This is a genomic window from Bacillus sp. CH_48 (assembly GCF_038008465.1).
GTDB lineage: Bacteria > Bacillota > Bacilli > Bacillales > Bacillaceae_G > Bacillus_A > Bacillus_A thuringiensis_S.
In genome coordinates this window covers 5,542,379-5,556,651 of the sequence record NZ_JBBOZF010000001.1, presented here as the reverse complement: position 1 = coordinate 5,556,651, position 14,273 = coordinate 5,542,379, and the positions used below count along the sequence as shown (strand labels likewise).

Genomic DNA, 14,273 nt, shown 5'->3' with positions numbered 1-14,273 from the left:
ACATGTTTAACATCGACATAATGGGAAAATGATGAGATAATAAAAGAAAATTCAGAATACTAAAGAGGTGTTTCTAATAAGGAGCACCTCTTTTCACCAACAAAAGGGGGGAACAAGTATGCTTCAATCTAATATGGATGTGAGTTTAGAAAGTTTAGTAAACTCATTACAGTCTACCCGAAGCACGCTATTATCAGAAATTGAAATGTTAAATGATACAGAAGTGAATGTAAAGCCACGCCGTGATAAATGGAGTATTACTCAAATTTTACACCACTTGCATTTAGTTGAACAATCTGTCACGTCTGCCCTTGTATATGCTTTACAAAAAAACGAAAGAAACATGACTCCATTTAAAGACCTCCAACTTACGCTTGATCGCACACATAAACGAGAAGCTCCTCAGCAAATGCAACCAACAGAAACTTTAATGAAAAAACAGCAAGGAATTCAATTACTAGAACATTCACGACAAGAACTATTACACGCGCTTCATAGTGTTATAGATGAAAAAGATCTATTTGAAAATGGATTAAAGCATCCTGTTTTTAATGATCTGAATTTGTATCAATGGGTTCAATTTCTTGATTTGCATGAACAAAGACATCTTACGCAGTTAAAAGAGGCGAAACATGCAATTTTGCAACGCTAAAGTGGAAGAAGTGGGAAACCACTTCTTTTTTGATATGTGCATAGTTTTCTTTCTTATTTTGGAATACTACATGGAGAAAGAAAAGAAGGAGTTGAAAAAATATGTCTAAGAAGAAGCGAGAAGAGGAGCGCGCCTGGAAAGCACGTAAAGAAAATCAACAACCGCACGGAAAAGTGAAAGCTTTTGCTGAATTAGTTGAAGGAACAGAAAAAACGTGATGATTATTTCATCACGTTTTTTGTATGAGTGGAAAAGTTAATAAAAAGGTTGTACCGATTCCTTTTTCACTTATAATATCAATTTTTCCGTTCATAGCTTGAACAACACTGAATACGACCATCATTCCAAGTCCAGTGCCTTTTTCTTTCGTTGAATAGAAAGGCGAACCAAGACGTTTTACTTGTTCTGAATCCATACCGATTCCTGTATCTTTTATATATAACTGAATATGCTTATGATCAGGAACTAATGTGAAATAAAGATCACCGCCTTTTGGCATAGCCTCAATGCAATTTTTTAAAATATTTAATAAACATTGATTTAGTTTTTGTTTTTCTCCAGCGATAAAAAAAGAAGTGCTTTGCTTTATATAATGAGTACGTACATTTGTTAAATTAGCAAGCGGTGTAATTAACGACAATGCATGTAGTAATTCTTCTTCTAACTGTAATGTTTGTTCTTTTTCAATGCTTGGTTTGGCAAAAGTTAAATAATCTGTAAGAACATGATTTGCTTGTTCGATGCCGTTAATGGCAATGTCGATATATAATTTTCGTTCCTGCTCAGTGCATGTATCTGATTGTAACAGTTGTAAAAACCCTTTCGTTGAAGTTAATGGATTGCGAATTTCATGAGAGATAGACGCTGCCATTTCACCAATTAAATGAAACTTTTCAGCATTTATAAGTTCGTTTTGGAGACGAACTTGAGTTTGTAATATGTGTAGTAAATATAAAATTAGGATCGTACCAAGCATTGAACATAACTCATATACAATAATATGCGGTATATAATCAGTCTTATTTGTAACCTTTGAAAGAAAGAAAGGTATCCAACTAAATCCGTATGTGAGACTGTAGATAATAGCAAGTGTTATTTTTATACGATTAGAAGTTCGATTGAAAAATTTATATGTTAATAGTAGAACAATAAATAGAAGAACAGAACCGATAAGAGATGGGAAAACACCTACCCCACCTAATAGTAAGCGATATATGTTTAATACAACTAAGATAGAACCACCAGCAATAGGCCCTCCCGTTAATGTACCGACAATTAATACAATATGGCGCATATCAAATTGAAAACCATTATTTGTTTTTGCTGCAAATGTAATACAGAGTACGGTAGCGAGGCAACACAATACAATAAATATAGCTGAATTTAATTTAGGAGAGCGTTTCCCTTTTTGATTCCAAAATAAATGATATACGAGCATTGTAATAAGGATGAATAATATATTTAAAAAGAGATAAATAATAAAGGATTTCAGTGGGATGCCTCCTCTCTTCTTATATTAAATTAATCATACTATAAAATGAAAGAAATGAAATAATAAATAGCGGAAAAATCAGAAATTTTTACGCTAGTATACAATATGTTACAATAAGCTGTGTCAATGAAAGAAGAAATTCCGTGCACCGCGCGGGAGAGGTTCGCGAACTCCCTCTATAAAAAACTATGGAAACAACAATATCCTTAGGTATTGTTTTGTTTTTTTATTGTGACAGTTCAAGAACGTTCTTTCTTCTTATTTATAGTAGAGAAGGAGAATGAGTGAAATGAAAAAAGAAAAAGCAGTTGTTGTTTTTAGTGGAGGACAAGATAGTACAACATGTTTATTTTGGGCAATAGAGCAGTTTGCAGAGGTAGAAGCTGTAACGTTTAATTACAATCAACGTCATAAGCTAGAAATTGATTGTGCAGCGAAAATTGCAAAAGAGCTAGGAATAAAGCATACGGTACTAGATATGAGTCTATTAAATCAACTTGCTCCAAATGCGTTAACGAGAACGGATATTGAGATTACACATGAAGAAGGTGAATTGCCATCGACATTTGTAGATGGACGAAATTTACTCTTCTTATCATTTGCTGCTGTATTAGCAAAACAAGTTGGAGCACGTCATATTGTAACGGGTGTATGTGAAACTGATTTCAGTGGTTATCCAGATTGCCGTGATGTGTTTGTGAAATCGTTAAACGTTACTTTAAATTTATCCATGGATTACCCGTTTGTCATTCACACGCCACTTATGTGGATTGATAAAGCTGAAACATGGAAATTATCAGATGAACTTGGAGCATTTGAGTTTGTTCGAGAAAAAACATTAACATGTTATAACGGAATCATTGGTGATGGTTGCGGTGAATGTCCAGCGTGCCAACTTCGTAAAGCAGGATTAGATACGTACCTACAAGAACGCGAAGGAGCGAACAACTAATGGATAATTTCTTTGGATTTCGCATCGTAGAAAATTTGCAAAAAATGGACAAGGATATTCAGCGTAAACAGCTCAAATACCATAATAAAAGAGTAATGGTCAGCAAGGAATTTACATTTGATGCAGCACACCATTTACACTGTTATGAAGGGAAATGTAAAAACTTACATGGTCACACATATAAAGTTGTATTTGGAATTAGTGGATATGTAAATGAAATAGGACTTGCAATTGACTTTGGTGATATAAAAGAGATTTGGAAGAATGAAATCGAAATTTATTTAGATCATCGTTATTTAAACGAAACGTTACCTGCAATGAATACGACTGCTGAAAATATGGTCGTTTGGATTTATGAAAAGATGGCAGAGGCACTAACTAAAGAGAATCGAGTGAACGAATATAAAGGAGCTCGCGTAGAATTTGTTCGTCTATTTGAGACGCCGACTAGTTATGCGGAAGTAAGACGGGAGTGGATGCTCGATGAGTAAAATCCCTGTCTTAGAAATATTTGGTCCGACTATTCAAGGTGAAGGAATGGTTGTAGGGCAAAAGACAATGTTTATCCGTACGGCTGGTTGTGATTATAGCTGCGCTTGGTGTGATTCTGCTTTTACATGGGATGGATCAGCTAAAAATCAAATTAGACAGATGACAGCAGAAGATATTTGGGATGAGCTTGTTGCAATTGGAGGAGAAAAATTTTCTCATGTTACGATTTCAGGCGGGAATCCGGCATTGCTGAAAAATATTGAGTTTCTTCTTTCTATATTAAAAGAAAATGGAATGCGGACGGCAATTGAAACTCAAGGGAGTAAATGGCAAGATTGGTTACTTCAAATTGATGAAGTAACAATTTCTCCAAAACCACCAAGTTCGACGATGAAAACAGATTTTCAGAAGTTAGATGCTATTATTCAGAAACTAGCAGGAAAAGATATTAGTTTAAAAGTAGTAGTATTCGATGATCATGATTTTGAATATGCAGTTAAGATGCACGAACGTTATCCAGATGTACCATTTTTCTTGCAAGTAGGAAACGATGATACAAAAACAGTGGATGATGCGATGCTTATTAAAAAATTATTAGATAAGTATGAGTGGCTGATTGATAAAGCTGTAAATTGTAAAGAGATGAATGATGCAAAAGTATTGCCCCAGCTTCATGCGTTAGTATGGGGAAATAAACGCGGCGTATAATGAGAAGGGATGTTTAAAATGACAGGAAGATTAGATGAAGATTTAAAAGATGTAACATTACTAGGAAATCAAAATACAAAATATTTATTTGAATATAGCCCAGAAATATTAGAGGTATTTGATAATAATCATCCAAACCGTGATTATTTTGTAAAATTTAATTGTCCTGAATTTACAAGTTTATGTCCGAAAACAGGACAACCAGATTTTGCAACAATTTATATTAGCTATATTCCAGAGCAAAAAATGGTAGAGAGTAAATCTTTAAAGTTGTATTTATTTAGTTTCCGCAATCATGGTGATTTCCACGAAGATTGCATGAACGTTATTATGAACGATTTAATTAAATTAATGGATCCACGTTACATTGAGGTATGGGGGAAATTTACACCACGTGGTGGCATTTCAATTGATCCATACTGCAACTACGGTCGCCCGGGGACGAAGTATGAACAAATGGCTGACTACCGCATGATGAACCACGATCTATATCCGGAAACAATTGATAATCGTTAATAGAAAGAAAGGGCCTGTATACTATACAGGCCCTTTCTTTCTATTATATTATGCATTTTGATTAATGACAGTATAGTTTTTATGACTTACAACTGTAAGAGGTTCCATATCTAGTTCTCTAAAATTCTTCATAATTGTTATATCAACAATAACAGAGTTTTGATTTACTTTTTGAACACGGCCTTGCATTCCACCTTTAAATTCGATGATATCTCCAGTTTCTGCGATCTGCATAAGCAACTCTCCTTGTTACAGTTTTCCCAAAAAAAGAATAAATTTGGGTTTTTTTATTTCCTCCTATTTTGAACCATATTTCCTACTTTGTAAATGTTTCCAAAGTAAAAATTCGAAAAAAATTCACTTTTTGTAAGAAAATATGTAGAAAATCCATGTTATTTGAAAAAATAGCAAAAATGCGGAAATCTTTATATCGAGGTATAATGAAAAAGTAGAATAACCTGCTGAAGTGGGAGAAATTAGAGGCGGTAAAATGATGTTTGAATTTGTGGGGAGTGTTATAGCTTTAATTTTATTTTTATTTTCTTATATGCATTTAAAAAAGATTCGTCAATATGATACGAATACATATTTTGATGGGATGGATGGTACCCATGCTTCGATAACACATGATAGTGGTGGGGAGATGTAAAGGTATATAACTTTCTTTTCTTGCGTGGTATGATATTTAGAACTAGTGCATAATAGAGTTCGTAAGTGATGAATGGAGAGTGAAAAGAATGAAGATTTCTTTTATTCGTCATGGTTGTTTAGGTCGTATAAGAGAACCGATGACAATTAATTCATTTCACGAATGGATGAAACAGTATGATTCCGAATCAATGATACAAAAAGCTAAAATGCCGATAGAAACAATAGAGGCAATTGAAGCAGCGAAATTTGTCTTAACAAGTGATCAAAGGCGTGCTGTACAATCAGCAGCTGAATTGACAGATTCTTTATCTTTTATGCAAAATTCTCTTTTTAGAGAAGCTGAAGTTCCTTCATGCTTTTTTGCTCCGAAGTGGTTGAAATGCACAATTAAGGTATGGATGTTCATTGGACGAACATTATGGATACTTGGCTACCATAAAGATGTTGAGTCTTATAAGGAAGTAAGAGAGAGGGCAAGGCAAGCGGCTTACCTGTTACATCGTTATGCTCTCGTACATGGAAGTATTGCTCTTGTAGGTCATAAGTATTTTAATTCGATGATTGGAACGGAGCTGAGGGCAATGGGATGGTCTGGTTCTCCTATTTTGCATAGAAAGCCATGGGGATGTACAACATATACGTTTCACGAGGCGATGGATGGAAATATATTAAATACGAATTTAACATAAAAGCACACGATTTATATAAATCGTGTGCTTTCTTTTTAAGATATAGAAATTTTGACGTTTAATGTTTTTACGAGATGAGCATAAGGTTCGCCTACTAGCATAACAATTTCATCTTTTTTATAACCTAACTTTTCGTATAGTGAATAGGCGCGTGTGTTTTCTAAATTAACAAGTAAAGCGATTTTTTCATGCCCTTTTTCAGTTGCATAGATTTCGGCAGCTTCAATTAATTTAGAACCTATACCTTTTCCGCCGTGTGCACTTGAAACTGATAATGTATCAATGTAATACTCATCAAGCTCAGCTTCTTTTTCTAACGTAATTGATTCATCTTTATGTAATTCTCTTAAGTGATGTACAATTGGTGCGTCAAGCTGTGTTGCTTCACTACCGTGATAAGCGACAATAATTCCAACTGCACTCTCGTCTTGTTCATAGACAAAACAGTTTTCGTAGCTCAGACGGTTATTTTCTTTTGAGAACCATGTCTCAAGTCCTAGTAATACTTCTGCTTTAACTGTGCTACCTGTGATTTTTTCAGCAATTTCATGCAGAGCATTATACAATAAAGGAGCTATTGCCAGTGCATCTGTCTTTTTTGCTTTCCGAATCATAGTATCCCTCCTAGTTCTATTTGTATATTGTAGCATAGTGGTATGGAACTTTGCATAATTGAATGCCGAAATGTTTGATATAGAGAAGTAGCTATGTTAGTATATGATATTTAGTGGACATATAGTAAAACGATATTGTTTGCGAAATAACGAAAATAAAATCATGGCATAACAACGAGATAAAATGAAACGTTAATCAGTAAGACTTTTGTTCATTCCACGACTGATTAGTAGCCAACACCAATCGGACCGCCTGCAAATAGCGGGATAATTTTACAGTTGTTGACCTATAGAATATACGATAAAATAAAATATTGCAGAGAGGTGAAATACATGGATAAAGAATTAGCAAATACAATTTTAGATCAGCTGAAAAATGGTGAAATAACGGAGTATGTTGTTACGAAAGATGTATTTTATACGTTCAGAGAAGTTGTTGTAAATAGAGAAGACTTTAAGCATTTCATTGGTAACGCACAACGAGGCGGGCAAGTGATTTATACATATTCAGAAACGCCACGTTCATAAAGGGGAATTTTGATCAGCAGGGCATCCCTCACTGATTAGTAGCCGACACCAATCGAACGTTTAATGCGGGATAAATAAAAGATAAAGGAGAGGGGAATTATGGGCGATTTTAAACAAGGCATTTTACCACATTGGGATTATATGTGGAAAGATAGAGCCGGCAATAGATTTATGGGAATGGTTATGTATCCAGAGAAACGAAAATGTTCAGCAAAAATGCTTCAGAAAATAAAAAGAGCATATGAAGAAGCGATAGAAATTAAAGTAACTGTACAAGTTCAACATACATATCAGTACGTAGAAGGAATGATTGTATACTTTGATGAAGAGGCTCCTGTATGTACAATGCTTGATAAAGATGAAAATCCACATCACATATTTGTAAAAGATATTTTGCGTATTGAGCACTCTGAATAAACTTTTCATAAATAAATTGAAGTTCCATAATAATAATCTTTTTCTATAATAGTTATCTTTTAGTATGTAACGAAAAACGAAAGTATATGTATAATATATTTAATAAGGTAAATTTGATAAATGTAATCGTTTTTTAGAGCAGATTATAGTTTCATATCTGTTCTTTTTTGCGTGATGCTGGAGAAATATATTTCTTCAGCATCTACCGTTTTATGACAAAATATATTGTTAACTTTTTTTAAAATAAGATTAAATTCGTTGACAACTTTTTTGAAAAGCACTTTATTGACATGAGTTTTAGAATGTTGTTTCATAGTCATTGTATTGAAAAAAAACGGCTATCATGTCGAAAAGTAAAAGTTAAAAAAAGAAAGAATTTATACATATATCTTGTGTCTTATTTTGAAACGTAATACAATATATAGAGAAATCAAGAACGACATATAGAGAATATAGATTTGAGAGGGAGGGTCGGAAATGTTAGTTGCATATGATTCTATGACAGGAAACGTGAAGCGTTTCATTCACAAATTAAATATGCCGGCCGTTCAAATTGATGAAGATCTAGTAATAGATGAAGACTTTATTCTTATTACGTATACAACAGGTTTTGGCAATGTACCAGAACGTGTTTTAGACTTTTTAGAGCGCAATAATGAAAAATTAAAAGGCGTATCTGCAAGCGGCAATCGTAACTGGGGAGACATGTTCGGTGCAAGTGCTGACAAGATTTCTACTAAATATGAAGTGCCTATTGTATCAAAATTTGAGTTATCTGGAACAAATAACGATGTAGAATATTTTAAGGAAAGGGTGCGGGAGATTGCGACACATTGAACTGAATAATGAAATCACGCAAATGCAGGACGGTTTTTATCAGCTTCATAAAGATAAAGAGGCATTAGAAGTCTTTATGGAAGAAGCTAGAGAGAATACCGTTCCTTTTAATAGCGTGGCAGAGCGAATGGAGTATATGAAAGAACATGATTACTATTACAACGTTCTGGACGAGTATAGCTTGGAGGAAGTAGAGGGAGTATATAACATCGCTTATGGTGAAAACTTCGAGTTCCAATCTTATATGGCAGCATCTAAGTTCTACAAAGATTATGCGTTAAAAACGAATGATCAAAAACAATACTTAGAAAGCTATGAAGATCGTGTAGCAATTGTGTCATTATACTTAGGACGCGGTGATGTTTCGAAGGCAAAACAATTCGCAAGCATGATTGTAAAACAAAACTACCAACCAGCGACACCAACCTTTTTAAATGCGGGAAGAAGCAGAAGAGGAGAAATGGTGTCTTGTTTCTTGTTAGAGATGGACGATAGCTTAAATTCAATTGGTTTTAACATTAATACTGCGATGCAATTATCGAAAATCGGCGGGGGAGTAGCCTTAAACTTATCTAAGCTACGCGCACGTGGTGAGCAAATTAAAGGTATCGACAACGCTGCAAGTGGTGTAGTGCCTGTTATGAAATTGCTTGAAGATTCGTTTTCATATGCGAATCAGCTTGGCCAACGAAAAGGTGCCGGCGCAGTATATTTAAACATTTTCCATTGGGATATTATTGAATTCCTTGATACAAAAAAAATAAATGCCGATGAGAAGAGCCGTATTCAGTCTCTATCAATCGGAATTATCGTTCCAAGTAAGTTCTTTGAGCTTGCTGAGAAAAACGAACCTTTCCATGTTTTCGCGCCTTATACGGTTTATAAAGAATATGGCAAGCATTTAGATGATATTGACATTGATGAAATGTACGATGAATTAATGAGCAATCCGAAAGTGAAGAAGAAGCCACTAGATATTAGTGCACGTGATATGCTTATTAAAATCGCTATGATTCAGCTTGAGTCTGGTTACCCATACTTAATGTTTAAATCAAATGCAAATAATCAACATCCATTGAAGGATATTGGAACTGTGAAGATGTCGAACTTATGTACAGAAATCTTCCAGCTTCAAGAAACTTCAGAAATAAATGATTACGGTACAGATGACATTATCCGTCGTGATATTAACTGTAACTTAGGATCGTTAAATATCGTAAACGTAATGGAAAATAAAGAAATTCGTGAAGCAGTTCATGCGGGAATGGAAGCTTTAACAGCTGTTTCTGATATGACGATTATTCCGAATGCACCAACTGTGAAAAAAGCAAATGACGAGCTTCATTCAGTTGGACTTGGAGCAATGAACTTACACGGATATTTAGCAAAAAATAAAATCGCTTATGAAAGTGCAGAAGCGAAAGAATTCGCTCGTACATTCTTTATGATGTTAAATTACTATTCTATTGAGAAAAGTATGGAAATCGCTACAGAAAAAGGCGAGACATTTAAAGACTTCGATAAATCTGATTATGCGAATGGCACATACTTCGAAAAGTATGAAACGACAGATTACAGCCCAGTAACTGAAAAAGTTCAGCAACTATTTGAAGGAATTCATATTCCGACAAAAGAAGATTGGACAAGTTTAAAAGAGCAAGTGCAAAAGAATGGTTTATACAACTCATATCGTCTTGCCATTGCTCCAACACAATCAATCAGTTACGTTCAAAATGCAACTTCAAGCGTAATGCCGATCGTAAGTCAAATCGAATCAAGAACATATGCGAACGCGACAACATATTATCCAATGCCGTATTTATCAAAAGATACGTTCTGGTACTATAAATCTTCTTACGATATGAATCAGTTTAAATTAATTGATTTAATCGCAGAAATTCAAGAACATATTGATCAAGGAATTAGTACAATTCTTTACGTTAATAGTGATATTTCAACACGTGAATTAGCACGTTACTACATCTATGCACATAAAAAAGGCTTAAAGAGTCTGTATTATACGAGAACACGTAAATTAAGCGTGGAAGAGTGTGTGGCGTGTACCGTTTAATGGCATATTGCCATACTAAATGAATAACCCAATAGTATGAGCAGGGTTATGAACCCTGCTCATACTTGGTTTGTTCTACTAAACGGTTAGCTTTTCATTGTTAGATGGAAATTTAACCGTTCAGTAGAACAATAATAGATATAGGGGTGATTCAATGCGCGCTGTTAACTGGAATAAAAAGGAAGATGATTTCAGTTTAATGTTTTGGAAGCAAAACATCGCTCAGTTTTGGACAGAAGAAGAAATAGCGGTTTCGTCTGACAAAAATACTTGGGTGCAATTATCGAAAGAAGAGCAAATTGCTTATAAGCGTGTATTAGGTGGTTTAACACTTTTAGATACGAAACAAGGTGGCGAAGGAATGCCACTTGTACTTGTTCATCTTGAAAATTTACAAGCGAAAAGTGTATTAGCTTTCATGGGAGCTATGGAAGAAGTACATGCGAAAAGTTATAGTCACATTTTCACAACATTAGCTACAGAAGAAGAAATTGATGATATTTTTGACTGGGTAGACAATCATCCGTTACTTGAGAAAAAAGCTGGTATTATTACTAGTTACTATCGTCGTTTATTAAAGCCTGAAGTAACGAAAAAAGAGTTATACATGGCAATGGTAGCAAGTGTGTTCTTAGAAAGTTACTTATTCTATAGTGGATTCTTCTATCCGCTTTACTTAGCTGGTCAAGGTAAACTGACGGCAAGTGGTGAAATTATTAACCTTATTATCCGTTAACTTATGGCGGCTTTTGGTAGAGATACCAATTGAAAAACCCTTTTAATTGCTGGGACCCCCTATTGTAAATTTATCTGTATTATTATTGATGAATATATGCATTCAGGTTATTCTCTAACTATCAATAGATGGAAAGGAGAATAGCTGATAGGGCAATCAGCAGCGAAGCCTTTATCTAGCGATAACATGTACGGAAGTATCAGACATCGAAAACTGTATAGACAGTGGTGGGTGCGATACGTAGATAAAGGAACGTTCAACGACTATCCCAATGGCGGTGAAATTCCGCAAGAGGAGTAGGGCCAAGCGGTGGGTGAGAATCCCTTAAATCGAAATGGAGGGCTACCTGAGAAGGTAGATGATATAGTCTCTTCTTACAGGAAACTGTAAGCTGTATAAACGGCATAGGAGTAGCGAACTTATGTGAAGGTAAAGGATGAGTCAATTCACGGCGTATTCGTCGGTATTTTAGCACAACAAATCTTCGCAGAACTTTCTGCAGAAGAGCAACAAGAAGTGCAAAAAGAAACACAAGAGTTATTAATGGAACTATATGAAATTGAAATGGCCTATACAGAAGAAATTTACACTTCTATCGGTCTTGTAGAAGATGTAAATCGTTTCGTTCGTTACAATGCGAATAAAGGGCTTATGAACTTAGGACTTGAGCCGAAGTTTGAAGAAGAAGAAATTAACCCAATCGTTTTAAATGGTTTACGTACAGATACGAAAAACCATGATTTCTTCTCTGTAAAAGGAAATGGTTACGTAAAAGCAACGAACGTTGAAAAGTTAGCTGACGATGACTTCGTGTTTAACTTTTAATATAGGATTATAAAGAAAAGCTGTCTTATTCATTGATAAGACAGCTTTTCTTTATAATTTTGTTTACATAACACTATTATTTCTATATAGCGATTTATGTTTGGGAAGTTCTATTCGGTTAACGGATAGAACTTTTTGTAATTAAATGGGTATTTACAAACTTTTTGTATCAGTGTATTATTTAACTAGTACACCAATACAAAAGGAGGGAAGAAATGAAAATAGAGTTTTCTCCAAATATACCAATTTACATTCAGGTAATGGAATACATAAAAAAAGAGATCGTAACAGGACAGTTATTGCCTGGTGATAAAATTCCCTCTGTCCGTGAATTAGCGAGTGAATTACAAGTGAATCCAAATACGATTCAGCGTACATTTCAAGAGCTAGAACGGGATGGAGTTGTTGTAACACGTAGAGGAATGGGACGGTATGTAACGAATGAAGGGGAGAAAATAATGGAGCTGCGAAAAGAGATGGCGAAAGAATTACTTCATTCTTTTATAGATGGAATGGACAATTTAGGTTTTTCAGAAGAAGAAATTCTTACAATTCTTCGTTCTTCATTGCATGATAAGAGGGAGGAGAGCCAATGACAGAGCTATTAAAAATAGAAAACTTATGGAAGAGATACGGATTAAAAGCAGTGATCCGTGAATTAAACATAGAGATTACGGAAGGGAAAATCGTTGGGCTTGTTGGAGATAACGGGAGCGGGAAAACGACGTTATTGAAAATGATTGCAGGCTTGCAACACCCTTCTGAAGGCAGTATCACAATAGACGGTAAAAAGGTAGGATTACAGACGAAAGAAATCGTTTCATTTATGTCCGATAAGCCAATCTTTGATGATTGGATGACTGTAAAAGACGCTTTATTTTTCTACCGGGATTTTTATAAAGACTTCGATATTCAAAAAGCGGTAGATACGATAGCGGAATTTAAAATACCGCTAGAAGAAAAAATTACAGCATTGTAAAAAGGTATGGTTGAGAAGCTGCAGATTATTTTAACGTTTTCTCGAAAAGCGAAGCTATATGTACTAGATGAGCCATTGGGCGGAATTGATCTTGTTTCTAGAGAACATGTACTTGAGCTAATACTTAAATTTTATCGTCAAGACTGTACGCTACTTATATCGACTCATTTAATAAGAGAAATTGAAAATATATTCGATGAAGTAATCTTTTTGAAAGATGGAGAAATAATATTGCATGAAAATGTAGAAGAACTAAGATTTCAAAAGGGTAAAGCAGTACATGAGCTGTTTAAGGAGGCCTATGAGAAATGAGTCAGCTTTTTCATTATCTGTATAATTGTAATAAGAGAAAGATAGCTATTATTTACTTTGGTTTTATTACAGTTTCATTAATTCTTTTATTTAATATGAAAGGAGTTTCAGGAGTTAGAATTTCAGGTAGGCAAGATATAATTATTATTATATTTTTTATCGTGCTAGGTATAAATGGATTTGCAATTCTTCTAACAGGTATATCGTCTTTTCGGAAAATGTTAAAAGACTCTATGCTACGTTATACTTCTATTTCAGCAAAAAAGTATATATGTGCAAATATTTTATTCTGTGTACTACTCTTTATGATTTTGCTAGGAATAGGAATCATTTTTCTATACTATTTTTCTTTAAATATTTACAATGGCAAAACTAATTTAGGTATTCAGCAAGCGATACACAGTTTATATGATTATGGAATATTACATCATATGTTATCTATTTTCTTATGGGGACTAGATTTTCTTAATATGCTAGTTTCTATTTATTTTATTATAGTAATTGTGAAACTATTCAATGTGAAATCATCGATGAATAAGATTGCTTGTTTAGTTTTGTTCGTCATTTTTACAGCATTTAATGGAGGAATAACGTATATTTTTCAGCAAATAGAAAAGTATGTGTTTGCTATAAATAATATTGGATTTATAGATAAAAATGGTTTTTTAAATACATCATTTTATTCTGGTACCGAGATTACAATTTTAAATCTATTTTTTAATTGTTTATTAACAATTATATTACTAGTAGTTACAGGTTACATAGTCGATAAAAAACTAGAAGTCTAAAGGAGGAATCAGCA

17 protein-coding genes, 4 pseudogenes and 1 riboswitch are annotated in these 14,273 nt (G+C 34.1%); of the genes and pseudogenes, 18 read left to right on the top strand and 3 right to left on the bottom strand.

What is annotated here, in order from left to right; translation table 11 throughout:
• The first annotated feature begins 118 nt into the window (after positions 1-118).
• Together N2V92_RS28125 and N2V92_RS28120 are read left to right on the top strand one after the other, a co-directional pair.
• Positions 119-652 (top strand): DinB family protein, encoded by a 534-nt coding sequence (locus tag N2V92_RS28125; protein ID WP_000941975.1) that lies wholly within the window; start codon positions 119-121, stop codon positions 650-652.
• A 101-nt stretch (positions 653-753) separates the two neighbouring features.
• Positions 754-870 (top strand): DUF6254 family protein, encoded by a 117-nt coding sequence (locus N2V92_RS28120; protein ID WP_000038355.1) that lies wholly within the window; start codon positions 754-756, stop codon positions 868-870.
• A gap of 11 nt (positions 871-881) precedes the next feature.
• On the opposite strand, the gene kinB is transcribed toward N2V92_RS28120, so the two are convergent.
• Complete coding sequence (gene kinB / locus N2V92_RS28115) at positions 882-2,090, bottom strand: sporulation sensor histidine kinase KinB (protein ID WP_002083096.1); 1,209 nt, start codon at positions 2,088-2,090, stop codon at positions 882-884.
• A gap of 206 nt (positions 2,091-2,296) precedes the next feature.
• A riboswitch (PreQ1 riboswitch) is annotated at positions 2,297-2,340 on the top strand.
• A gap of 93 nt (positions 2,341-2,433) precedes the next feature.
• Between kinB and queC the strand changes: the two genes are divergently transcribed.
• Genes queC through queF form a run of 4 tightly spaced genes read left to right on the top strand, consistent with a single transcriptional unit; the run spans position 2,434 to position 4,812 of the window.
• Entirely contained in the window at positions 2,434-3,096 is a 663-nt protein-coding gene (gene queC / locus N2V92_RS28110) for a 7-cyano-7-deazaguanine synthase QueC (protein ID WP_042597423.1), read from the top strand.
• On the top strand, positions 3,096-3,587 hold the full coding sequence (gene queD, locus N2V92_RS28105; protein WP_000368414.1) for a 6-carboxytetrahydropterin synthase QueD: 492 nt from the start codon (positions 3,096-3,098) through the stop codon (positions 3,585-3,587). Before queC ends, queD begins: the two co-directional genes overlap by 1 nt.
• Positions 3,580-4,296: a 7-carboxy-7-deazaguanine synthase QueE gene (queE, locus tag N2V92_RS28100; RefSeq protein ID WP_000036303.1), complete on the top strand. Its 717-nt coding sequence runs from the start codon at positions 3,580-3,582 to the stop codon at positions 4,294-4,296. The genes queD and queE overlap by 8 nt, the downstream gene beginning before the upstream one ends.
• An 18-nt stretch (positions 4,297-4,314) precedes the next feature.
• Positions 4,315-4,812, top strand: a complete 498-nt coding sequence (gene queF / locus N2V92_RS28095) for a preQ(1) synthase (protein ID WP_001986050.1) — start codon at positions 4,315-4,317, stop codon at positions 4,810-4,812.
• Between the two features lie 48 nt (positions 4,813-4,860).
• Here queF and N2V92_RS28090 read toward each other — a convergent pair whose 3' ends face one another.
• Complete coding sequence (locus N2V92_RS28090; RefSeq protein WP_001165082.1) at positions 4,861-5,046, bottom strand: YkvS family protein; 186 nt, start codon at positions 5,044-5,046, stop codon at positions 4,861-4,863.
• A 259-nt stretch (positions 5,047-5,305) separates the two neighbouring features.
• On the opposite strand from N2V92_RS28090, the gene N2V92_RS28085 reads away from it, so the two are divergent.
• Both N2V92_RS28085 and N2V92_RS28080 read left to right on the top strand, forming a co-directional pair.
• The gene (locus tag N2V92_RS28085; RefSeq protein WP_002083105.1) at positions 5,306-5,461 is read left to right on the top strand and encodes a hypothetical protein; all 156 of its coding nucleotides are present in this window, start codon (positions 5,306-5,308) and stop codon (positions 5,459-5,461) included.
• A gap of 88 nt (positions 5,462-5,549) precedes the next feature.
• Entirely contained in the window at positions 5,550-6,152 is a 603-nt protein-coding gene (locus N2V92_RS28080) for a phosphoglycerate mutase (protein ID WP_000703092.1), read from the top strand.
• A gap of 35 nt (positions 6,153-6,187) precedes the next feature.
• On the opposite strand, the gene N2V92_RS28075 is transcribed toward N2V92_RS28080, so the two are convergent.
• Positions 6,188-6,766: a GNAT family N-acetyltransferase gene (locus N2V92_RS28075; protein WP_000619541.1), complete on the bottom strand. Its 579-nt coding sequence runs from the start codon at positions 6,764-6,766 to the stop codon at positions 6,188-6,190.
• Between the two features lie 333 nt (positions 6,767-7,099).
• Between N2V92_RS28075 and N2V92_RS28070 the strand changes: the two genes are divergently transcribed.
• The 10 genes and pseudogenes from N2V92_RS28070 to N2V92_RS28025 all read left to right on the top strand — a co-directional run bounded on the left by N2V92_RS28070 (position 7,100) and on the right by N2V92_RS28025 (position 14,259).
• Entirely contained in the window at positions 7,100-7,294 is a 195-nt protein-coding gene (locus N2V92_RS28070; RefSeq protein WP_000356686.1) for a hypothetical protein, read from the top strand.
• A 99-nt stretch (positions 7,295-7,393) separates the two neighbouring features.
• A complete protein-coding gene (locus N2V92_RS28065) occupies positions 7,394-7,711 on the top strand; it encodes a hypothetical protein (protein WP_000502199.1) in 318 nt (105 codons plus the stop codon).
• A 477-nt stretch (positions 7,712-8,188) separates the two neighbouring features.
• The gene (gene nrdI, locus N2V92_RS28060; RefSeq protein WP_000959447.1) at positions 8,189-8,548 is read left to right on the top strand and encodes a class Ib ribonucleoside-diphosphate reductase assembly flavoprotein NrdI; all 360 of its coding nucleotides are present in this window, start codon (positions 8,189-8,191) and stop codon (positions 8,546-8,548) included.
• Complete coding sequence (nrdE, locus tag N2V92_RS28055) at positions 8,535-10,619, top strand: class 1b ribonucleoside-diphosphate reductase subunit alpha (RefSeq protein ID WP_001215843.1); 2,085 nt, start codon at positions 8,535-8,537, stop codon at positions 10,617-10,619. Before nrdI ends, nrdE begins: the two co-directional genes overlap by 14 nt.
• A gap of 154 nt (positions 10,620-10,773) precedes the next feature.
• Positions 10,774-11,352, top strand: a pseudogene (locus N2V92_RS28050) (ribonucleotide-diphosphate reductase subunit beta); the annotation flags it as partial.
• A 201-nt stretch (positions 11,353-11,553) separates the two neighbouring features.
• Positions 11,554-11,655: pseudogene (locus N2V92_RS28045) on the top strand (nuclease); the annotation flags it as partial.
• Positions 11,656-11,784: 129 nt separating this feature from the next.
• Positions 11,785-12,180, top strand: a pseudogene (locus N2V92_RS28040) (ribonucleotide-diphosphate reductase subunit beta); the annotation flags it as partial.
• A 215-nt stretch (positions 12,181-12,395) separates the two neighbouring features.
• Positions 12,396-12,776, top strand: coding sequence for a GntR family transcriptional regulator (locus N2V92_RS28035; protein ID WP_000687506.1), 381 nt, complete (start codon positions 12,396-12,398; stop codon positions 12,774-12,776).
• A pseudogene (locus N2V92_RS28030) lies at positions 12,773-13,471 on the top strand (ABC transporter ATP-binding protein). Before N2V92_RS28035 ends, N2V92_RS28030 begins: the two are co-directional and overlap by 4 nt.
• Positions 13,468-14,259, top strand: a complete 792-nt coding sequence (locus N2V92_RS28025) for a hypothetical protein (RefSeq protein ID WP_000080429.1) — start codon at positions 13,468-13,470, stop codon at positions 14,257-14,259. The pseudogene N2V92_RS28030 and the gene N2V92_RS28025 overlap by 4 nt, the downstream one beginning before the upstream one ends.
• Positions 14,260-14,273: the final 14 nt, after the last annotated feature.

Excerpts from the sequence above, each read along its gene's own strand:
- N2V92_RS28125 (WP_000941975.1), top strand. The coding sequence starts at position 119 with ATGCTTCAATCTAATATGGATGTGAGTTTAGAAAGTTTAGTAAACTCA.
- N2V92_RS28120 (WP_000038355.1), top strand. The coding sequence starts at position 754 with ATGTCTAAGAAGAAGCGAGAAGAGGAGCGCGCCTGGAAAGCACGTAAA.
- kinB (WP_002083096.1), bottom strand. The coding sequence starts at position 2,090 with ATGCTCGTATATCATTTATTTTGGAATCAAAAAGGGAAACGCTCTCCT.
- queC (WP_042597423.1), top strand. The coding sequence starts at position 2,434 with ATGAAAAAAGAAAAAGCAGTTGTTGTTTTTAGTGGAGGACAAGATAGT.
- queD (WP_000368414.1), top strand. The coding sequence starts at position 3,096 with ATGGATAATTTCTTTGGATTTCGCATCGTAGAAAATTTGCAAAAAATG.
- queE (WP_000036303.1), top strand. The coding sequence starts at position 3,580 with ATGAGTAAAATCCCTGTCTTAGAAATATTTGGTCCGACTATTCAAGGT.
- queF (WP_001986050.1), top strand. The coding sequence starts at position 4,315 with ATGACAGGAAGATTAGATGAAGATTTAAAAGATGTAACATTACTAGGA.
- N2V92_RS28090 (WP_001165082.1), bottom strand. The coding sequence starts at position 5,046 with ATGCAGATCGCAGAAACTGGAGATATCATCGAATTTAAAGGTGGAATG.
- N2V92_RS28085 (WP_002083105.1), top strand. The coding sequence starts at position 5,306 with ATGTTTGAATTTGTGGGGAGTGTTATAGCTTTAATTTTATTTTTATTT.
- N2V92_RS28080 (WP_000703092.1), top strand. The coding sequence starts at position 5,550 with ATGAAGATTTCTTTTATTCGTCATGGTTGTTTAGGTCGTATAAGAGAA.
- N2V92_RS28075 (WP_000619541.1), bottom strand. The coding sequence starts at position 6,766 with ATGATTCGGAAAGCAAAAAAGACAGATGCACTGGCAATAGCTCCTTTA.
- N2V92_RS28070 (WP_000356686.1), top strand. The coding sequence starts at position 7,100 with ATGGATAAAGAATTAGCAAATACAATTTTAGATCAGCTGAAAAATGGT.
- N2V92_RS28065 (WP_000502199.1), top strand. The coding sequence starts at position 7,394 with ATGGGCGATTTTAAACAAGGCATTTTACCACATTGGGATTATATGTGG.
- nrdI (WP_000959447.1), top strand. The coding sequence starts at position 8,189 with ATGTTAGTTGCATATGATTCTATGACAGGAAACGTGAAGCGTTTCATT.
- N2V92_RS28035 (WP_000687506.1), top strand. The coding sequence starts at position 12,396 with ATGAAAATAGAGTTTTCTCCAAATATACCAATTTACATTCAGGTAATG.
- N2V92_RS28025 (WP_000080429.1), top strand. The coding sequence starts at position 13,468 with ATGAGTCAGCTTTTTCATTATCTGTATAATTGTAATAAGAGAAAGATA.